Genomic DNA, 20,275 nt, shown 5'->3' with positions numbered 1-20,275 from the left:
TCGCCTCCGAGATTGCTAGGATTTTGACAAAATGTAAAAGTTAGCCCGGACGAGCCGGCAACTTAGGCCGGCCAGCAGGCCCTTCTGGCTGGAAGGAGCGGACCATGACCCTGATCGCAGAGAGGACCATCGACTTCACTCTCAACGGCCGGCCCGTCTCCGTCCGCGCCGACCATCCCCACCTGCTGTCCGCCCTCCGCGAGGAACTGGACATCACCTCGGTCAAGGACGGTTGCGCGCCGTCGGGGCAGTGCGGGTGCTGCACGGTGCTCGTCAACGGGCGCGCCTTCGTGGCCTGCGTGCTGGCGCTCGAGAAGATCAAGGGCAAGGAAGTTGTCACCCTGGAAGGGTTCGATCCGACCGAGCGGGACCGGCTGGCTTCGGCCTTCGCCGCCAGCGGCGCCCTCCAGTGCGGGTTCTGCACTCCCGGGATCGTGGTCCGGGCCAAGGCTTTGATAGATCAGAAGGGTTCGAGGCTGACCCGGCGGGTGACGGCGGGGAGGCTCGGCGCCCACCTGTGCCGCTGCACCGGCTACACCAAGATATTCGACGCAATCGACATGCTGGCCCGCGGGGATATCCCCGCGCTCGAGGCTCCTTCCGGGATCGGAAAGGCCGGTGTCAAGTACGAGGGTTGCGAGCTGGCCCTCGGCGACCGCGACTACATAGACGACATGCGCCTGGACGGGATGCTCCACGCCGCGCTCCGGCTGACCGACCACGCCCGGGCCGACGTGGTGCGGATCGACACCAGCCGGGCGCTGGCCATACCGGGCGTGGAAGCGGTGTTCACCGCCGCCGACGTCCCCGGAGAGCTGAAGGTGGGCCTGATCCACAAGGACTGGCCGGTCCTGATCCCCGAGGGCGGTCGCACCTCCTACTACGGGGACGTCCTGGCCGTGGTGGTGGCCGTGGACCGGATGACAGCCCGTGAAGCCGCCGAGGCGGTTGACGTGGAGTACAGGGCACTCAAGCCCTTCACCGACCCGGCCGAGGCTGTGGCATCCCAGGAGGACGCGGTCTGGGGTCTGGACGGAAACGTCCTCTCCACGTCCAAGTACGCCCGGGGCGACTTCGAGTCCGCCTACCGGGCCTCCGCCCACCGGATACACGAGACGTTCATCACCCAGCGCGTGGAACACGCCTTCCTGGAGCCCGAGTCGACGCTGGTGGTGCCGGCCGGCAACGGCCGGTTGATGCTCTACTCCGGCGGCCAGGGAGTCTGGGACGACCGGGACCAGGTGGCCTCGGTGCTCGGCATCGATCCGTCCCTGGTCACGGTGGAGTTGGTATCGAACGGCGGGGCATTCGGCGGCAAGGAGGACATGGCCAACCAGGCGCAGACAGCCCTGGCCGCCCACCTGCTGGGCCGCCCGGTCAAGTGCACCCTCTCGAGGGAGGAGTCGCTCCGGATCCACGCCAAGCGGCATCCGATCCGGATCGAACTCTGGGCCGGATGTGACGAGGACGGCAGGCTGACCGCCCTCAAGGCCCGGATGCTGGGCGACTCCGGCCCCTACGCCTCGGTGGGCATGAAGGTGCTCGAGCGGGCCGCCGGGCACGCCAGCGGTCCCTATGTAGTGCCCAACATCGATGTCGAGGCGGTGGCCGCCCGCACCAACAACCCGGTCTGCGGCGCCTTCCGGGGTTTCGGCGCCAACCAGGCCCAGTTCGCCATGGAGGGCGTGATGGACCGCCTGGCGCATTCGGTGGGAATCTCCGGTTGGGAAATACGGAATCGCAACGTTGTGGACCCCGGGTCGGTGTGGGGGCCGGGCCAGATCATGGACGACGGCTGCCGGGGCGCTCGCCAGTCCCTTGAGGCGGTCAAGCCCCATTATGACGCCGCCCGCGCCGCCGGCAAGGCGGTTGGAGTCGGCCTGGGGCTCAAGAACAGCGGCCTCGGCAACGGTTTCAAGGAGATCGCCCGGGCGGTGGTGCGGTTCGCGAGGGACGGCTCCGTAGAAGTCCGGCACTGCTGGACCGAGATGGGCCAGGGGATCCACACCGTGGTCCAGCAGGTGGCGGCGGAGGAGTTGGGGATCGACCCGACCCGGATCCGGGTGATAGTGGACACCAGCAGGGAGCTCGGCGCAGGCCAGACCACCGGATCACGCGGAACCCTCATGGGCGCCGGGGCGGTCAGGTCCGCCTGCCGGGCCGCGGACGCCGGAGGGCGGCTCCCGGATGTCGACTACCACGGCGAGTGCCGGGTGGACTGGACGAACTCGCTCAGCGAAGGGGTCGAGAACCCGATCATCCATTCGGCCTTCGGGTATGCGGCCCAGCTGGTCATCGCCGACCGCACGACCGGCGGCATCGAACGGGTGGTGGCGGCGCACGACGTGGGTCGGGCCATCAACCCGACGCTGTGCGAGGGCCAGATCGAGGGCTCGGTCCACATGGGCCTCGGCTACGCCCTCTCCGAGGAGTTCCCGGCGGACGAGGAAGCACGCCCCACCAACATGACGCTACGGAGCCTGGGCATCATCAGACCCAAGGACATGCCCGATGTCGAGGTCATCCTGGTGGAGGTTCCGCAGCCGAGGGCACCGTACGGGATCAAGGGGGTCGGCGAGATCGGCCTGGTGCCGACCGCCGGGGCGGTGGCCGCCGCCTTCCACGACCTCGACGGGGAGTGGCGGAACCACCTGCCGATGAACATCCACCACCGGGCCGGGACGGCGTGACCACCACGCCAGGGATGGTGTGCGCCCATCACCATCTCTACTCCACCCTGGCGAGGGGTATGCCGGCGCCCCCGGAGACGCCCAAGAGCTTCCTGGGGATCCTCGAACAGATCTGGTGGAGGCTCGACACTGCCCTCGACCTGGAGATGATCCGCTGGTCGGCCATGCTGGGGGCTCTCGAGGCGCTCGAGTCGGGTACGACCGGGATCGTGGACCACCACGAGTCTCCCAACGCCATCGAGGGAAGCCTCTCCGTGATCGAAGAGGCCTGCCGGGAGGTGGGGGTCCGGGTGCGGGCCTGCTACGGAGTGACCGACCGCCACGGCCCCGACGGCGCCCGGCGCGGCCTCGAGGAGAACCGCCGGTACCTGAGCGAGGGCGGTAGCGGGATGGTGGGCATCCACGCCGCGTTCACCTGCGAGCAGGACACGCTGGAGGCGGCGGCGGCGCTGGCCCGGGAACTGGACGTCGGGGTTCACGTCCACGTCGCGGAGGGCCCTGAGGACGAGGGCTGCGTGCGGAGCCTGGCCGGGCTGGCCGAAGACAACTGGCTGCTGGCCCATTGCGTCCATCTACCCGACGACCACGGGCTGGCGGGCACGATCCTCCACCAGCCCCGTTCCAACCTGAACAACTCGGTGGGCTACGCCGACCCGGCCCGGTTCGGCAACCCGGTGGCGCTAGGCACGGACGGGATCGGCGCCAACATGATCGACACCTTCCGCCTCGCCTACGTGATGCAGCGCTCGGTGGACGTGACGGCCACCCCCGAGACGGCGTGGGGATGGCTGGAGAACGGCTGGGACCTGATCCCCGAATGCCGGAACGACCGGGTCACCTGGAGTTACGACCCGATGGACCCGTGGCACATAGCCTTCACCCCCAGCATCCGCCCCCTTGAAGTTGAAGTAGAGGGTGAGATCGTCCTGAAGGACGGCGCCGTCACCCGAGTCGACGCCGCCGAGATTCGCGCCAAGGCGCGGGAGCAGGCGGCCCGGTTGCACGCCCGGCTATGACCGCCGCGACTCGCGCCCAGCGGCCCGGAACCGCCACCAGGCTCCCGATCGAGCCCGGTTCCCGTAACGAGCCCGGCCGGCCCACCCGAATGAGAACGCGAAAATCCAGCCGACCGGCGCTCCGCACCGGGCCCTCCCCCGCCACCACCTCTCCGAGTGACCGGACGCGGCCCGCTAAGCCCCTGGTGGGGTGGCCTTCCGGTCTGATGAACCCGATCCGGCCGGAGGGACGTCCTGTTCCGGCCGCCGGTGCCTTGGCATCCCGCAACGTATACGGGGGGTGTGACACAAACGGGCGGTGCGGATCCGGCCGGAGCGAGGAGGGTGGCCGGTGACCGATAACCACGAGCCCCTCACGCCCTTCAGCCTGGCCGACCTGCTGGCCCGGATCAGCCACGAATGGGAGAGCCGGCACCGCATCTTCGACCTGCCGACGGCCCGCTTCCTCAACGTGTCGAAGGGACCCGACATCTCGATCGACTTCCTCGGGCGGCCGGCGGCGACCCCGGTCGGCCCGGCGGCCGGGCCCCACAGCCAGATGGCCCAGAACATCGTGCTGTCCTGGCTGGGAGGCTCCCGGCTGATCGAGCTCAAGACCGTCCAGATCATGGACGAGCTCGAGATCGGGCGGCCATGCATCGACATGGAGACCATCGGCTACAACATCGAGTGGAGCCAGGAGCTCAAGATCCCCCAGTCGCTCGAAGAGTACGTCAAGGCCTGGATGATCATCGAGATGATGCGCCGCTGGGACGAGGTCACCCCGCTCATCGGCACGGACACCGGCCCGCACATCTTCGACCTGTCCGTGGGCTACGACCTGGCAGGCATCTCCACCGACCGGGTGGCCTGGTTCATCGACTCGATGATGGACGCGCGGGAGGAGATCGAACGGCTGCGGCCCCAGATCGGAGGGGAGTTCGCCCGGTTCCGGGACATGGACTTCCCCACCCGTATCGCCGACACGGTCACCCTCTCCACCTTCCATGGCTGCCCGCCCGACGAGATCGAGTCGATCACCAAGCACCTGATAACCCGCCACGGGCTGGACGTCATCGTCAAGCTCAACCCCACGCTCCTGGGCTTCGAGCGCGTCAAGGAGATCGTCACCGAGACCCTGGGGTACGACACCACGGTGCTCCGCAGGGAGGATTTCGACAACGATCTGCAGTTCCCTCGCGGTTTGGAATTGATCCACGAACTCAACAGCTTCGCCGACGATCACGGACGCCGGTTCGGGATCAAGCTCACCAACACGCTGGTGGTCGAGAACACCAAGGGGTTCATGCCCGACAACACCATGTACCTGTCGGGACCGCCCCTCCACGTGGTCTCCACCACCCTCCTGGGCGAGCTACACAAAGCGTTGCCGGGAATGCTGCGGGTGGACGGGCAGGACGGTCCGGTGCAGGTGTCCTTCTCGGCGGGCATCACGAAGGAGAACCTGCCCGCGGCGGCCGGCCTGGGCCTGGCGCCCCTAACGGTCTGCTCGGACCTGCTCAAGCCGGGCGGGTACGGTCGCCTCGCCCCGATGCTGAAGGGCCTCTGGAAGGCCATGGACACTGCCGGCGCGCGATCGCTGCGGGAATGGCAAGCTCACCAGGCCGAGCCGTCTGCCGAGCAGGGCGCCGTGGCCGCCTACATCGCCACCCTCCACAATCCGGCCACCAACCGCCGCTACACCCTGGCCGGCAACTCCAAGCTCCCGCGCTCGGTGGACAACGAACTCCAGATGTGGGGCTGCGTGGCCTGCAACTTCTGCGTCACCGTCTGCCCCAACGATGCCTTCTTCCGGATTCCCACTCCCGATGAGCTGGACGCTACCGGGCTCCAGCAGTACCTGGTGCTCACCGAGCTTTGCAACGAGTGCGGCAACTGCATGGTGTTCTGTCCCGAGATCGGCGACCCGGCGGTGGTGAAGCCACGCCTGTTCATAGATCCGGACCGCTTCGAGGCCGAGACGGAGCAGGCGTTCCTCATCCACCAGGACCCGGACGGCTACTGGGTGCAGCCCAACGCGGCCGCCGCCGATCACACCGGGGACCTGCTCCTCCTGCTCAACGGTGAGGAGGGGTTCGTGCTCCCGCCCTCCGCCAAGCCGTGGGAGGAGGACCCGGACCGGACCGACCTATACCAGGCGGAGCCCTCGGCTTGATCCTGTCCATGGACGATGTCCGGCGCTTCGTCTCGGCCGATCAGGGTCTGGCCGTGGTCTCCTTCGCCCGACCGGATGGCTCGGTGCACTCGTCCCTGGTGAACGCCGGGGTGATGGACCACCCGGTCACCGGAGCGGAATCGGTGGCGCTGGTGGTGCGGGGCAACACCGTGAAGCTCCGCCACTGGCGGCACACCCCGAAAGCCACAGTCGTGTTCAAGTCAGGCTGGTCGTGGATCGGCGTGGAGGGCACCACCACCGCCATCGGCCCCGACGACCACTTTGATGGCTTCGACCCGTCAGGGATTCCCCAACTGCTCAGGGATGTGTTCACGGCCGCGGGCGGCACCCACGAAGACTGGGATGAGTACGACCGCGTGATGGCCGCCGAACGCCGGACGGCGGTTTTCGTCCACCCCGCACGGATCATGGGCTCGGCTTGAACACTCCGGACATCGTTCGTAGATCTTCGCTACCGGGAGCGGACCACCCCTGATGACCCCGATCCCTTCCGAAGCGCCCGACGAGGTGCTGGCATTCAACGCGTGGGTTGCGGACCAGACCCGCCACGCACCGCCCCTCCGCAAAGTGGGGGCTGCGGCAGGGCGCAAGGCCAGGGAGGATGGGAGGTCGATCCTGGGACGGCCCCGGCTGTCCACCCGAGCGTCGGTGCGCACAATCGACGGACCCGATGGCCCCATCACCCTCCGGACCATCCAGCCGGAGGGGAGAGAACCCGGAGGGATCTTCCTCCACATCCACGGCGGTGGATGGACGTGGGGAGGACCCCACCATCACGATCCGCTCATGGAGTCACTCGCCGACCAGACGGGCCTGGTCACCGTGTCGACCTCCTACCGCCTGGCGCCGGAGCACCCCTACCCGGCCGCCCCCGACGACTGCGAGGCGACCGCCCTCTGGCTCCTGGAGAACGGTCCCGCCACCTTCGGCCAGGAACTGGTGGCCATAGGCGGGGAATCGGCGGGCGGGCATCTCACCGCCGTCACCTGCGTCCGGCTGCGTGATCGTCACGGGCTGACACCCTTCAGGGCCGCCCTGCTCACCTACGGGTGCTTCGACCTGAGGGGCACGCCCTCCATGAGAGCCTTCGGCGACCAGCCGCTGATACTGAACACCTCCTCCATCGACTGGTTCGTCGAGCTGTTCGCCCAAGGACACGACCTGAAAGACCCCGACCTCTCCCCCATCTGGGCCGACCTGGCGGGGTTGCCCGAGGCTCTCTTCACGGTGGGAGGCCTCGACCCGATGCTGGACGACACGCTGTTCATGGCCGCCCGATGGAAGGCGGCGGGCAACCGGGCATCCCTGGACGTCTGGCCGGGCGGCATCCACGCCTTCGACCTGTTCGACAATGACTACGGACGGGCAGCCCGCTCACGGATGCATCGGTTTCTGAACGCCGTGCTGGGCGAGAGCTGATCGATCGAGACCCCAAGGACGCTTGATAAGATCGGCCGACCCCACTGCCCCGTACCGAGGGAGGTCGAAACGATGAACCTGCTGCCTGGCGTGGAAGCCCATTCGATCACCACGAGCCGGCTCCGCACCCACTACTACCGATCCGGCCCATCCGACGGCATCCCGGTGGTGATGATCCACGGAAACCTGTCCACCGGGCGCTTCTACGAGCACCTCTGGGGTGACGCACCCGACCGGTACCTCTTCATCGCCCCCGACATGCGCTCATTCGGACGTTCCGATCCGGCCCCCATCGATGCCACCCGAGGCCTGGACGACTGGGCCGAGGACACCCGGGCGCTGCTCGAATCCCTGGGAATCGACACGCCTCCCCACCTGGTGGGATGGTCGACCGGAGGCGCCGCCATCGCCTCCTACGCGATGCGCCACCCGGCCGCCTCCCTCACACTCATCGACCCCGTGTCCCCGTTCGGGTACGGAGGCACCCACCGCGACGGCACCCCCTGCCAACCGGACTGGGCCGGCACGGGCGGCGGGACCGCCAACCCCGACTACACCCAACGGCTGGGCTCCGGAGATCGTTCCTCCGAGCCCCTCTCGCCCCGCAGCGTGATGACATCCGCCTACTGGTCTCCGGAGTACCGGCTTCCGGAGGAACGGGAGGAGATCTTGGTAGACGAGGTGCTGCTCACCGTCACCGGAGAAGACGGTTATCCAGGAGATCTGGTGCCCTCCGATAACTGGCCGATGATCGCGCCCGGCACCCGCGGGATACTCAACGCCCTGTCCGGCAAGTACTGCAACTGGGCGGACCTGCCCGACCTGGAGGACAAGCCGCCGGTGCTCTGGACCCACGGTTCCAACGACATCGTGGTGGCTGACGGTTCCGCGTGGGAGATGGGCACCCTCGGCCAGATGGAGATCATCCCCGGATGGCCCGGCGAAGAAGTCTTCCCGCCCCAGCCCATGGTCACCCAGATCAGAGACGTGCTGGAGCGCTACGCCGCCAACGGAGGACGGGTCGAGATCGAGATGATGGAAGGCTCCGGCCACGGCCCCCACATCGACGCAGCCGACCGCTGGGCGGACATCTTCTTCACCTTCCTGGCGTCCATCTAGCGTCCCCGACGAGCGGGCAGCAGCCTCGATGAAGGATCGGGGCTAGAGCTACATTTCTCCGAATCTCTCGAAACGCTCCGTGGCGTCGGCATGGGCCGCCAGCGCCGCCTCATCGAAGTCGGCCTGCGGTCGGGGCTCGAGGTCGAAGTTTCCGTGCTCGTCGATTCCTCGCACGAGCATGGCCGACTCGCGTACCCCCTCAGTCTGCCGCACGTGGGTGGGCAGGTAGCGGAAGGCGATCCCGATGCGACGGTCCGGCGAGGCGTTCGGCCGGGATCCGTGGACTGCCAGGACGTGATGGAGTGAGATCTCCCCGGCAGACAGCCTGAGATCGACTCCCTCGCCCTCGTCGACCTCCACCATCACCTCCTGCCCTCGAGACAGCAGGTTGTCCTCTCCGAAAGTGTCGTGGTGCGCAACCTGGCCCCGCAGGTGGGTGCCGGGCACGACGCGGACGCATCCGTTCTCTTCAGTGCTGTCGGTGAGTCCCAGCCAAGCGGTGATCACTTCGGGGGGTTCGAGCCCCCAGTAGGTCGAGTCCTGGTGCCATGACACGAACCCGGGATCGTGCGGCTCCTTGATGAAGAAATCGGTCGACCAGCACAGGATGTTGGGACCGATGACCTCTTCGACAGCATCCAGGATGCGGGGATGCCGGATCAGCCCATCGAGCCAGGTCCACACCAGGTAGGTCTTGAAGCGATATTGCTCGGGTAACCCCTGGTGCTCGGCCTCGAAGGCCTCCAGCCGCCTGCGACACTCCCGGGCTTCGTCGGTCGAAAGGACGGGGATCGGGAAGTAGTAGCCATCCCTGCGGTAGGACTCCCTGATGGTGCTGTCGGACATGATCGATGTTCTCCTTGGCCAGATCGTAATCTTGGACTGCGGAGCGCCTTCGGCGGTTCCGGTCCGACTCCTTAGGTGGGTTGCTGATCGCGCGGGACTCGTGGGCCGCTTCAGATGGCGAAGACGGCGCTCACCGAGCAGGAAAAGCCTGGCAGCACATCCGCACCGTCGAGAAAGCCGTCCTCGAGAACCGTCGAAACAGCGAGATCGGGGCGGTACTCGTCGACTGTGCGCGTAGCCGGATTCACCACCCATACCAGACGTACACCGTGGCTCAGCCACATCCAGGCCTTGTCCCGGACCTCGCGCCGGTTGTCACCAGGCGACACGATCTCTACGACGAGGTCGGGCACCGTCTCCGAATACCCGGTCATTCGCATCCCCGGCGGCATTTTCTCCGCGGAGAAAAACGCCACGTCAGGTTCCCGCACAGTGTCAGGATCGCGTTCCAGCCAGACACCCGCGTCCGAGCCGGTCAGGCGTCCCAATCGCCGAGGCTTGATGTAGTTCCACAGCTGCGCGCCCAGATTCATCACGATTTCGCCGTGTTCGTGTCCGGCCGGCATGGTCTCGTACAGCACCCCGCGTATGAGCTCACCGCGCACACCCCGGCTGTCGAGCCGGAGCAAGTCATCTGCGGTCAGCAGATTGGTACCAGTGGCGGTAGTCATGTTCGCTCGTTTCCTGCCCCTGTCATTGTACACTATCTGATAGTCGATATAGACGATACTTACCTGCTTATGCTAGGGAGTATCGTCATCACAGTTTACCGGGTTGCAGGATGAAGGGAAGGGACCGGACCTAGGGTTCCGTTCTCTCCAAACCGGGAAGCCGATCTAAGTCCCGGTCGTAGCTCAGAATCTGGCTGATCCCCCTGGTCTCCATGTGGGCCGCCCCCAGAGCATCTGCGAAGTCAAGGAACGGGTATTGGGCATACACGTCCAACGCTCGGACACACACCCGCTTGTCAGACATCACCAGGCCTCGCAGCGACACGATGGTATGGAGCCTCGCAGCGATTTCGTCCGGCTGCAGTCGGTACGGGCCACGCTGTGAGGACAACACGTAGGTAGCCTCGGCGATGGTGGCCACAGAGGTAGTCAGTTCCTCCTGTCCGTTGCTCACCCGTTCGAATAGCTCGTAGCAGGCGGCCGCCTTCGTCTCGTCGTCCCTGGTCAGATACCGGATGGTGATGTTGGTGTCCAGGTACCTCACAACTCATTCATCTCGCCGACCAGATCGGCCGCCTTCTCTTCCTTAGCCATCCGGATGATGTCATCAAGATCCCTATGGCCCTCCAGGGCCTTGACCGATCCGTATGCCGTCTCCAGTGTGAACGGCGCCTTGCGCAGCCGGACAGTACCGTTGTCTTCGATAGCGAACGAGACCTTGTCCCGCGGCTCGATACCGAGATGGTGCCATACTTCGGCGGGTATCGTTACCTGATTGCGTTGTGTGGTGGACATCGTGAAGCTCCGCATCCTGTCCTCCAATGGTCTCTGATACATACAATGAGATACCGCCTTCTCATTGCATGGATCCTGATGTCGGCAAGCTAGGGGTGCTAGTTGGGAGAGTCAACCATGTCGGCTGTCAGCGTGGGCGACGTCGCGCCGTCATCTGCGACCGCGGAGGCCTATCAGAAAGAGTGCGACTCCTAGCAGCCAGGTGATCGAGCCCCACAGGAGGAGTGCGTCACCGGCCCGTAGCGCGGCGACAAGGAACAGGACTCCCGAGACCGAGAAGAGGGCCCAACCGGCCACCTCGAATCTGCCGCCCGACATCAGAGACCGTGCGGGGCCGTATCGGACCCGTTGCCGGGCATCAGCCGAGGCCGGTCAGGGAGTTGAACTCCTCGATCAGGCGGTCGATCGGGTCGGCCAGAGCCCGGATGCCGGTCCAGTAGTCGTCGTCGTACCACTGGGCCTGGATCTCCTCGTAGGTCTTGCCCTGCTGCTCCACCCAGGTGTAGTACTTGAGGTTGTGGATGCGCTTGCGGTCGTAGTAGCCGAGTTCGTGGACGTGCTCGGTGGACGCCCCCAGCAGGTGCTGGTGGAACGCGGCCACCGCATCGTGGGTGGTGAACGTCCCCCGGTCCTCGCTCAGTTCGTGGAGCCTGCTCCGGTACATGTCCATCGAGTCGGTGGCGATGGTCACCACTATGTCCCGGCCGGTCATCTCGTAATACCTGGCCAGCTTGATGGCGGACAGCAGGTTGGCGGCGCCGGAGATGCCGAGCAGGGGAAGGCTCTCGATGACGTCGGGATCGACTCCTCGGGACACCAGGTAGTCCTGTCCGGCCGCCTCGTTGAAAAGGCGGGTCAGCGACATGGCGGCCTCGTCATCCAGTCCGATGGCGAAGTCGGTGTTCTTGACGTTGTGAACCCAGGGGATGTGCTTGTCGCCGATGCCTTCGATGCGGTGCTCCCCGAAGCCGTTGAGCAGCATGGTCGGGCACTGGATGGCCTCCCCACCGGCGATGACCGACCCCGGGAAGCGCTGCTTGAGGTAGTCGCCGGCGGCGATGGTCCCGGCCGACCCGGTGGTCACCGAGAAGCCCCGGAACCGGTCCCTCTCCCCCATCACCTCGGCCAGCGCCTCTTCAACCGCCGGACCGGTGACCGACACGTGCCACAGGTAGTTGCCGAACTCGTCGAACTGGTTGAAGATCACCAGGTCCTCGCCGGAGGCGGCCAGCTCGTTGCACTTGTCGAAGATCTCCTTGACATTGGACTCGGAACCGGGCGTCTTGATGATCTCCCCCGCCACCGTCTGCAGCCACTCGAAGCGCTCCCGGCTCATGCCCTCCGGGAGGATGGCGATCGACTCGCAGCCCAGGAGGTTGGAGTCGTAGGCGCCTCCCCTGCAGTAGTTGCCGGTGGACGGCCAGACCGCCTTCTGCGATCCGGGATCGAACTGTCCGGTGACTAGGCGGGGCACCAGGCATCCGAAGGCCGCGCCCACCTTGTGCGCACCGGTGGGGAACCACTTGCCCACCAGAGAGATGATCCGGGCCTCGGTCCCGGTTAGCTCCGGGGGCCACTCCACGTAGTTGACGCCTCCGAAGCCTCCCCCGCGGGCGACGGGCTGGTTGTGCCAGGTGATCCGGAAGAGGTTCAGGGGGTGCAGGTCCCACAGCCCGATCTTCGCCAGCCCTTGCCGGACGTCTGACGGGATCAGCGCCGGATCCCGCATCTGGGCAAAGGTGGGGATGCGCACCTGGCGGCCCCGGGTGTGGGCCGCTACCGACTCGAGGGTGGTCGGATCAACTGTCAGATCGATCATGTTCGGGCGTCCTTCGGCCTGGTTGGGCCGGGTAGCGGTTCTTCAGGGTCGAGCCCCTTGCTCGTTGCGGGGCAATCTGGTCTCCATGGTTCAGATCGAGTCGGGCCCGGTCGCGGATCATGGCCGGCCCGGCAGGAGACGGACTACGACCATACCCTCTCGCTGACAACGATCTCTCCAACCTCGGCCTCATCCACGTCTAGTGAGCAGGCGATCAAATCGCGTGCGGATTCCTCGACGTCATCGAAGCGCGCCGCCTGTGTGAACCCGAACTTCAGTCCTACCACCCGGACTGCCCACCAACCATCGGCGGTAGCGAAGGCTTCGGCCTGGTAGGTATCGGTGGCACCGAGAGTTGTCATCGGACGGCCTTTCTGGCTTCCTTGAGGATTGCCCTGGCTGTATGTTCGTTGACCTCGCGATGGCGGGGGATGTACACCCGCTCGCCGCCGATCGTCCAGATCTGGTGGCTACGACCCTCACGGATGAACTTGAACTCTGTGTCGGCCGACCTCGCGATGACGCGTAGTCGCCGCACGAGCTTCCGCCTCTTCACGGGAGGTTAACAGTCGCCATGAACCGTACGGACTACGACCACCTCGCCACATGACAGAAGTGTCGCTGCACCTGGTCGGCATCTGTGCCATTGGATCATAAGGCCGTTGTATCACCGAACCGCGACTCGAACAACCCCCTTGTTTCGATACCCGATCAAGGGTCAGATCGATCATTCTCGCTTCGCTTCCTTAGTCGCTCGATCCACTGTTCCATTCTGGCGGAAATCTCGGTGGGGTCCAGCCCGTCCGGCCCCGGCCGCACTGGCAGCGGCACGGCGCCGATCCGGTCGATCCCTCGCATGACCCCGCGAATGTCCTTCAATCCAGATCCGGTGGAGATGACCACCACCCGGTCGGAGGCCGCCAGTCCCGGAACCCTCTCCTGCGACCCGGCCACCACCTCGGCCAGCCCGGCGAAGGCCGCCGCAGCAGCCGGCTCGGGGAAGATCCCGGAATCGGCCGACACGATCGGGATCATCTCCAGGATGGCCTCGTCATCGACCACCACCCATCCCCCGCCTGTCTCCACGACCGCCGCCATCGCCTTGACCCGGTCGCGGGGCAGATCGGCACTGATCGAATCGGCCGCGGTGCTGGCATTGACCGGCGGCTTCGTCCTCACATCCTCCCCCTTCAGCCAGGCTTCGACCAGGTAGGAACTGCCGGCCGCCTGGACGCCGTAGATGCGGGGCATCCGGTCGATCCACCCCAGCTTCAGAGCATCCCGAAGGCCCTTATGCACCCCTCCGATGATCGACCCGTCCCCCACGCTCACGAAGACCGCATCGGGGGCCTCCCAGCCCAGTTGCTCGACGATCTCCAGTGCCACCGTCTTCTTGCCCTCCCCCACGTAGGGGTTGATCCCGGTGTTGCGGTTGTACCAGCCGAAGCGGCCCACGGTCTCCTGGCACAGCCGGAAGGCGTCGTCATAGGTGCCCTCCACGAGCATCACGAAGGCCCCGTAGGCAAGCAACTGGGCCACCTTCGCCTCGGGCGCCGTCTGCGGGACGAAGATCACCGCCATCTGACCGGTCCCGGCCGCCAGACCCGCCAGGGCGGCGGCGGCGTTGCCCGTGGACGCGGTGGTGACCGTCCCGGCACCCTCCTGGGCGGCCCTGGCCAGCGCCACTGCCGAGGCCCGGTCCTTGAGGGATGCGGTGGGTTGGCGGCCCTCATCCTTGATCCAGAGGCGCTCCACCCCCCAGCGCTGTGCCAGCCGCTCCGCCTCGATGAGCGGGGTGCCCCCCACTCCCAGAGCGGAGACAGCGACGTCGGGCGCGACCGGGAGCAGCGGTCGGTAACGCCACATGGAACGGTCCGGATCGGTGGCCAGGCCACCGGGTGTCAGCGCCCTGGCGATTGCGGCGTAGTCGTACCGGGCGTCGAGCGTGCCCACCTCCCCGCAGCTGTCGCAGACGTACCGGCCGGGCACCGGCTGGTACGTGTCGGAGCAAACGGTGCAACGCAGGCCGGTCAGGAACACGTCACCCGGCTCCGGAGCCGACGACGGCCGCTTGGGAGCGCCGGATCGTAAACGCGAAAAAAAGGGGGTTGAAATTGCTGCCGACTACCCGCATATTACAAGATGTCTCAACAAACATCACCGGGTCCGGACCTGGTGATCATCCGGACTGCGCCGGACGGGTAAACGCTCCACACGGGTTAGCAACACGGGTCTCCGTGGGAGGAGCGGGCGACTCTCCGCTCTCGATGAGAGCTCCATTCCGCCCACCCGCCGGCGCGGCCGGACCTGGATCGGTGGAGGCGGGGGTGGGTAGCCCGAAGGGCTGGTGGCGCGTCCGGGGCGGTTTTCGCGTTCTCCGGCGCCGGGCCGGGCGGATGAAGAGCTCGGCAACCGGGCCACGCAGGTGGGAAGCCCGGGCACGGTTGTCGGCCGGTTGATCGAACCCCGAGGAGGTGCGCCATCAGTCGTCGGCCGGGGGCGGCACCGCGCCGCGCTGCTCGGTGACCAGGCCGTAGTGCTCGGGCATGCGGTAGTAGTCGAAGTTGAACAAGGTGCCCTTGTAGGTCTCGCAGAAGTCCAGATCGATATTGGCCGTGATCAGCTCGTCCTCGAGGGTGATGGCCTGGGCGATTATCTGGCCTGACGGGGCGATGATCACGCTCTGGGACAGGCTCTCCACACCCTCCTCGAAGCCTCCCTTGGCCACCCCGACCACGAAGGCTCCGTTCTGGTAGGCACCGGCCTGCATGACCAGATGGTTGTGGAACCCGGACAGGGCGTTCTGGGTGGGATCGGGCGAGTAGTAGAGCGGCGTGTTGTACCCGATGAGGATCAGCTCGGCGCCCTGCAGACCCAGCACCCGATAGGTCTCCGACCAGCGGCGATCGTTGCAGATGGCCATCCCGACGACGCCTTCGAAGGCGTTCCATGCGCCGAAACCGTGCGGGCCGGGCTCGAAGTAGTGGCGCTCGGCGTGCTGGAACTGGCGCCAGGGCTCGTAGTCGGCATGGCCCGGAATGTGGATCTTGCGGAACTTGGAGACCACCGAGCCGTCCCGCTCAACCAGCATGTAGGTGTTGTAGCGGTGCTCGACGCCATCGTCGTCGGTGTGGAGTTCGGCGTAACCGAGGGCGAAGCCGATGCCGAGGCGGCGGGCCTCGTCGAACAGCGGCTTCGTGTGCCGATCGGGCATCTCCCGGTGGTAGTAGTGGTCGAACTCGGCGGGGTCCTCCACGAACCACCTGGGGAAGAACGTGGTCATCGCCAACTCCGGATAGACCAGCAGGTCCACCCCCTGCTCCCCGGCTTCCTGGAGGAGCGCCATCAGGCGATCGACGACCTCGCCCTTCGACTCGTCGCGGGCTATAGCGCCCATCTGTCCGGCTCCGACCGTTATCCGTCTTGGCACCATCGCTCCTCTGTTTGGCTCTCTCATTTTACAGTTTGTAAAGTGAGATGACACTCCCCCTTCGCGGGGATACCTCGGGTGGCAAAGGGAGGCCTAGGAATGTCGAATGTAGTGAGGGCTGCTCTCGTTCAGAGCGAATGGACCGGCGACAAGGAATCGATGGTCGCCAAGAACATCGAGTACGCCCGCCAGGCCGCCGCCCAGGGCGCGCAGATCCTGTGCTTCCAGGAGATCTTCAGCGGCCCCTACTTCTGCACCGAGCAGCGCAACGAGCACTTCGACACCGCGGAGCCGATCCCGGACGGACCCACCGTCACCAAGATGATCGATCTCGCCAGGGAGACCGGGATGGTGCTGGTCGTGCCCATCTTCGAGGTCGAGGACACCGGCCACTACTACAACACCGCCGCGGTCATCGACTCCGACGGCGCCTTCCTCGGCAAGTACCGCAAGACCCACATCCCTCAGGTGGCGGGGTTCTGGGAGAAGTTCTACTTCCGTCCCGGCAACCTCGGCTTCCCGGTGTTCGACACCGCGGTGGGGCGGGTAGGCGTGTACATCTGTTACGACCGCCACTTCCCGGAAGGCTGGCGAGAGCTGGGACTGGCCGGCGCCAAGATCGTCTTCAACCCCTCCGCCACGACCCGTGGACACTCCAAGTACCTGTGGGAGCTGGAGCAGCCGGCCGCCGCGGTCGCCAACGAGTATTTCGTCGGCGCCATCAACCGGGTCGGGAGCGAGGACCTGGAGGACACCGACTACTACGGGAGCTCCTACTTCGCATCGCCGCGCGGCGAGATCATCGGCGGCACGGGCTCCGATACCGCCGACGACGTGGTGGTGCGCGACCTGGACCTCGACCTGATCGAGGAGGTACGGCATCATTGGGCCTTCTACCGGGACCGCCGCCCCGAGACATACGACCAGATCTCGTCTCCGTGAGCCGGGCGACCCTGCGATCCCGCATCATCTGATGCAACGCCGGTCCCTATCCCCGTCCTCCGACCTCTCCGGGGGGAAGAGCCCCATCGGCCGGTCATCGCGGCTGATCACCCTGGTCACAGTCGTCGCCTTGCTCATCGGCGCCCCGCCGGCGTTCGGCGCCGACGGCGTCCAGTATCCGGGGCCGAGTGGGACCTTCACGGATGACGACGGCAGCGTCCACGAGGAGAACATCGAGGCTTTGGTCGTAGCCGGCATCACCCGAGGCTGCGGCGAGAACCTCTACTGCCCGGGCAAGGAGATCACCCGGGCCCAGGTGGCCTCCTTCCTGGACCGGGGCCTACAGCTGCCGGACACGGACACGGACTTCTTCTCGGACGACGACGGAAGCGTCCACGAGGACGCCATCAACCGCATCGCCGCGGCCGGCATCACGCAAGGCTGCGGTGATGACCTCTACTGCGGCGCCAACCTGCTCACCAGGGCGCAGATGGCAACGCTGCTGGTCCGCTCCATCGCCGGTCTGTCGCCGGCGACCACGGACCATTTCACCGACGATGACGGATCCGTGCACGAGGACGCCATCAACATCCTGGCCGAGAACGGTATCACCCAGGGTTGCGACACCGGTCGCTACTGCCCGGGCGACCATGTCCGCAGATCCGCTATGGCTTCCTTCCTCGCCCGTGCGCTCGGACTGGAACCTGCCCGGCCTCCGGCGACCTCGCCCTGGCGACTGGAACTGGTGGTGGAGAACATCAAGGGCGGCACCACCGACCTCCAGGCGCCGGCGGGGGACGACAGGTTGTTCCTGGTCACCAAGGACGGGCGGATCCGCATCATCAGCGACGGCGCCTTCCTGCCTGAGCCGTTCCTCGACCTCAGGGACAGCGTGGTTGAAGGCGGACCCGAAGAGGGGATGCTAGGTCTGGCCTTCCACCCCGACTTCGACTCCAATCGCAAGTTCTACGTCTTCTACACGGATGCCATCGGTCCGGACGGGCACAGCCGGGTATACGAGTACCTGGCCGACGCTTCCGACCCCGACCGGGCTGATCCGTCGACGGCCCGCCACATCATCACGTTCGAGCAGAGCCCCACATTGGCGACCCACAAGGGTGGGCAGATGCAGTTCGGGGCTGACGGTTTCCTCTACATCGCGGTCGGAGACGGTGGCGGATACCGGGATCCGTTCGAGCACGGCGAAAACCCGCAGACCGAGTTGGGAACCATCGTGAGAATCGACGTGGACGTCGATCCCGGCGCGGATCCTGCCTACGGGATCCCGCCCGGCAATCCCTTCGCGGACGGGGCGGACGGCCTGCCGGAGGTGTGGGCCTACGGGCTGCGAAATCCGTGGCGATTCAGCTTCGACGGTCCGTACGTCTACATCGGCGATGTGGGCCACGTGGCCGCGGAGGAGGTGAACGTCGCCGACGCCACCCTCGCCGGGATCAATTACGGGTGGGACACCATGGAGGGGACAGCCTGCTACGAGCCTCCCTCCGGCTGCAATATGGACGGGCTATTCATCCCCCAGGTCGCATATTCCCACGACGAGGGCCTAGCGGTCATCGGCGGCTACGTCTATCGCGGCTCCGCCATCCCCGAGATGACCGGAAGGTACTTCTACGCGGACTTCATCGGCGGATGGATCCGCACTTTCGTCTACGACGGTCGGGTGACCGAGCACTACGACTGGTCCCGGAGCGTGGACCTATCCAGGTACGTCTGGTCGTTCGGCGTAGACGGGCACGGAGAACTGTACGTGCTGGACCGCTGGGCCGTCTGGAAGATCGTCCCGAACTAGCGTCCTGTACCGGGAAAGAATGCGAAAATCGCGACAACCGGGCCCCGACCCGCCGGGCCCTCCCCCACCGCCGCCACCTTGGTGTCGAGCGCGTCCTGCCCTACCCGGGTGGGATGCCTCGAACGAAATGATCCCTCACACGGCCTGGTCGACTTCGGGCCGCTGGTAATTACGGTCATCCGACAACCTATGGCGGGGGTGTGACATTTTCAACCCCCTTGTCGTCGGATGACGGGCCGACCCGGTAGGCAATATGGTGCCGGATCGATCGGTGCGCCGTTCACCTGGTCACAAGCCAGACGACCGACGATTCAGGACGGCTAACTCTTCTCGGTGGTCGGGTCGATGATCTTGCCGATCTCGGTGACCACCGTCGCCGGAAAGCCGCTGCGCTCGGCGTGCTCGTCGATTAACTCCGGGCTGTCGCACACGTAGATGCAGAAGGTCTTCTCGCCAGCCACGTAGCTGTGCTCCCACTGGATGTGCTTGCCCTCGGACTGCATCGCTCGCAGGACCGAGTTGGACTGTCCGGCCGCGCCGCGCAACTGCTCGCGCTCGGCCGAGCCGATGTCAGGAATGTCCCGTTCGATGACGAAGCGTCGCATGGTCCTCCCTTGGCGTCTCTCACCCCGACTCTAGCCCTGATTCATCGAGCCTTGGATGTGTAACCCGGCCGCGCCCGGGTGGGGCCTCATTCCCGCAGCGTCATGACATATCGAGCCGCGGCCTCGATCTCGGCGGCCGTGAGTATGTCATCCCAGCCGGGCATCAACTTGCCGCGTCCGTTGACGATGACCGACGTCACCTCGGCCAGAGCTAGGGTCGACTGCTGGAGGTCCGCGCCGGTACCACCTTCCCCGGCCTCGTTGTGGCAAACGGCGCAGTTGAGCGCGTATACGGCCGAGCCGTCGACGGCCGGCTGGGTGGTGGTGGTCGTCGTGGTGGTCGTCGTCGTGGTGGTGGTGGTTGGTGCTCGAGTAGTGGTCGGCGCCTGGGTGGTAGTTGATGATCGAGTAGTGGTCGTGGTAGGCCGCTGTGTGGTGGTGGTCGTCGACTCGACTGTCACGGGGGCCTCCGTGGTTGTGGCCCCGCTCTCGTCCGCAGATGTCGAGTCGGGCGCGGTCGATGGCGCGGCGCCGGCAGCGGTCGTCGACTCGGTGGTGGCGCCGGTGGATTCCGGCGTGGTCGTGTTCGGCGGGGCTGGTTCGGTGGTCACCGGCACAGAGGTGGACACGGTCGCCGGCGTGCCGGCCGGTTGCGTTCCCTGAGTGGTTTCCGGCGCAGTAGTGGTGTTCACGCGGGTGGTCGTGGTGGCTACTCCGGTAGTCGGGCTGACAGTGCCCGCCTCCAGATCGGCCGGCCGTTCCGCACCGCCGCAGCCACCGGCGGCTACCAACACGAGGATGAGCAAGGCCATCGCAGGACGACCGCCGTAGCGTGGGCACGGGGACTCCGCCTTCATCGAAAGTCTCCTCCCATCCGGAACTGCGGACCGCTCAGCCGGGAGGAATCGGAGGTGAGGCAGGCTCGGCGATCTGGCAT

At 66.2% G+C, this 20,275-nt stretch carries 19 protein-coding genes; 8 read left to right on the top strand and 11 right to left on the bottom strand.

The window, feature by feature from the left end:
- Window positions 1-104: 104 nt before the first annotated feature.
- The 6 genes from ACOQPD_RS00910 to ACOQPD_RS00885 all read left to right on the top strand — a co-directional run bounded on the left by ACOQPD_RS00910 (window position 105) and on the right by ACOQPD_RS00885 (window position 8,420).
- Window positions 105-2,690, top strand: a complete 2,586-nt coding sequence (locus ACOQPD_RS00910) for a molybdopterin cofactor-binding domain-containing protein (RefSeq protein WP_420613031.1) — start codon at window positions 105-107, stop codon at window positions 2,688-2,690.
- On the top strand, window positions 2,687-3,706 hold the full coding sequence (locus tag ACOQPD_RS00905; RefSeq protein ID WP_420613030.1) for an amidohydrolase family protein: 1,020 nt from the start codon (window positions 2,687-2,689) through the stop codon (window positions 3,704-3,706). The genes ACOQPD_RS00910 and ACOQPD_RS00905 overlap by 4 nt, the downstream gene beginning before the upstream one ends.
- A gap of 331 nt (window positions 3,707-4,037) precedes the next feature.
- A complete protein-coding gene (locus tag ACOQPD_RS00900; protein WP_420613029.1) occupies window positions 4,038-5,861 on the top strand; it encodes a 4Fe-4S dicluster domain-containing protein in 1,824 nt (607 codons plus the stop codon).
- Window positions 5,862-5,869: 8 nt separating this feature from the next.
- Window positions 5,870-6,304: a pyridoxamine 5'-phosphate oxidase gene (locus ACOQPD_RS00895; protein WP_420614412.1), complete on the top strand. Its 435-nt coding sequence runs from the start codon at window positions 5,870-5,872 to the stop codon at window positions 6,302-6,304.
- A gap of 52 nt (window positions 6,305-6,356) precedes the next feature.
- The gene (locus ACOQPD_RS00890; protein WP_420613028.1) at window positions 6,357-7,301 is read left to right on the top strand and encodes an alpha/beta hydrolase; all 945 of its coding nucleotides are present in this window, start codon (window positions 6,357-6,359) and stop codon (window positions 7,299-7,301) included.
- Between the two features lie 72 nt (window positions 7,302-7,373).
- A complete protein-coding gene (locus ACOQPD_RS00885) occupies window positions 7,374-8,420 on the top strand; it encodes an alpha/beta fold hydrolase (RefSeq protein WP_420613027.1) in 1,047 nt (348 codons plus the stop codon).
- A 48-nt stretch (window positions 8,421-8,468) separates the two neighbouring features.
- Here ACOQPD_RS00885 and ACOQPD_RS00880 read toward each other — a convergent pair whose 3' ends face one another.
- The 9 genes from ACOQPD_RS00880 to ACOQPD_RS00840 all read right to left on the bottom strand — a co-directional run bounded on the left by ACOQPD_RS00880 (window position 8,469) and on the right by ACOQPD_RS00840 (window position 15,981).
- Complete coding sequence (locus ACOQPD_RS00880; protein ID WP_420613026.1) at window positions 8,469-9,266, bottom strand: phytanoyl-CoA dioxygenase family protein; 798 nt, start codon at window positions 9,264-9,266, stop codon at window positions 8,469-8,471.
- A gap of 110 nt (window positions 9,267-9,376) precedes the next feature.
- Window positions 9,377-9,937: a Uma2 family endonuclease gene (locus ACOQPD_RS00875; RefSeq protein WP_420613025.1), complete on the bottom strand. Its 561-nt coding sequence runs from the start codon at window positions 9,935-9,937 to the stop codon at window positions 9,377-9,379.
- A gap of 130 nt (window positions 9,938-10,067) precedes the next feature.
- The gene (locus ACOQPD_RS00870; protein WP_420613024.1) at window positions 10,068-10,481 is read right to left on the bottom strand and encodes a PIN domain-containing protein; all 414 of its coding nucleotides are present in this window, start codon (window positions 10,479-10,481) and stop codon (window positions 10,068-10,070) included.
- The gene (locus ACOQPD_RS00865) at window positions 10,478-10,732 is read right to left on the bottom strand and encodes an AbrB/MazE/SpoVT family DNA-binding domain-containing protein (RefSeq protein WP_420613023.1); all 255 of its coding nucleotides are present in this window, start codon (window positions 10,730-10,732) and stop codon (window positions 10,478-10,480) included. The genes ACOQPD_RS00870 and ACOQPD_RS00865 overlap by 4 nt, the downstream gene beginning before the upstream one ends.
- Window positions 10,733-11,090: 358 nt before the next feature.
- Entirely contained in the window at window positions 11,091-12,551 is a 1,461-nt protein-coding gene (locus ACOQPD_RS00860) for a pyridoxal-phosphate dependent enzyme (protein WP_420613022.1), read from the bottom strand.
- Between the two features lie 143 nt (window positions 12,552-12,694).
- Window positions 12,695-12,913: a hypothetical protein gene (locus ACOQPD_RS00855; protein WP_420613021.1), complete on the bottom strand. Its 219-nt coding sequence runs from the start codon at window positions 12,911-12,913 to the stop codon at window positions 12,695-12,697.
- The gene (locus ACOQPD_RS00850; protein ID WP_420613020.1) at window positions 12,910-13,089 is read right to left on the bottom strand and encodes a type II toxin-antitoxin system HicA family toxin; all 180 of its coding nucleotides are present in this window, start codon (window positions 13,087-13,089) and stop codon (window positions 12,910-12,912) included. The genes ACOQPD_RS00855 and ACOQPD_RS00850 overlap by 4 nt, the downstream gene beginning before the upstream one ends.
- A 173-nt stretch (window positions 13,090-13,262) precedes the next feature.
- Window positions 13,263-14,591, bottom strand: a complete 1,329-nt coding sequence (gene thrC, locus ACOQPD_RS00845; RefSeq protein ID WP_420613019.1) for a threonine synthase — start codon at window positions 14,589-14,591, stop codon at window positions 13,263-13,265.
- Window positions 14,592-15,033: 442 nt separating this feature from the next.
- Window positions 15,034-15,981, bottom strand: a complete 948-nt coding sequence (locus tag ACOQPD_RS00840) for an N-carbamoyl-D-amino-acid hydrolase (protein WP_420613018.1) — start codon at window positions 15,979-15,981, stop codon at window positions 15,034-15,036.
- A 99-nt stretch (window positions 15,982-16,080) separates the two neighbouring features.
- Here ACOQPD_RS00840 and ACOQPD_RS00835 point away from each other — a divergent pair, with 99 nt between their 5' ends.
- A complete protein-coding gene (locus ACOQPD_RS00835; RefSeq protein ID WP_420613017.1) occupies window positions 16,081-16,923 on the top strand; it encodes a nitrilase-related carbon-nitrogen hydrolase in 843 nt (280 codons plus the stop codon).
- A 31-nt stretch (window positions 16,924-16,954) separates the two neighbouring features.
- Window positions 16,955-18,733 (top strand): PQQ-dependent sugar dehydrogenase, encoded by a 1,779-nt coding sequence (locus tag ACOQPD_RS00830; RefSeq protein WP_420613016.1) that lies wholly within the window; start codon window positions 16,955-16,957, stop codon window positions 18,731-18,733.
- Window positions 18,734-19,053: 320 nt separating this feature from the next.
- Here ACOQPD_RS00830 and ACOQPD_RS00825 read toward each other — a convergent pair whose 3' ends face one another.
- Both ACOQPD_RS00825 and ACOQPD_RS00820 read right to left on the bottom strand, forming a co-directional pair.
- Complete coding sequence (locus tag ACOQPD_RS00825) at window positions 19,054-19,338, bottom strand: DUF4242 domain-containing protein (RefSeq protein ID WP_420613015.1); 285 nt, start codon at window positions 19,336-19,338, stop codon at window positions 19,054-19,056.
- Window positions 19,339-19,424: 86 nt separating this feature from the next.
- The gene (locus ACOQPD_RS00820; protein WP_420613014.1) at window positions 19,425-20,195 is read right to left on the bottom strand and encodes a c-type cytochrome; all 771 of its coding nucleotides are present in this window, start codon (window positions 20,193-20,195) and stop codon (window positions 19,425-19,427) included.
- Window positions 20,196-20,275: the final 80 nt, after the last annotated feature.

Source organism: Candidatus Spongiisocius sp. (assembly GCF_965221825.1).
GTDB lineage: Bacteria > Actinomycetota > Acidimicrobiia > Spongiisociales > Spongiisociaceae > Spongiisocius.
Note: the sequence above shows the minus strand (reverse complement) of the source record. Positions and strands in the feature narration are given on the sequence as shown.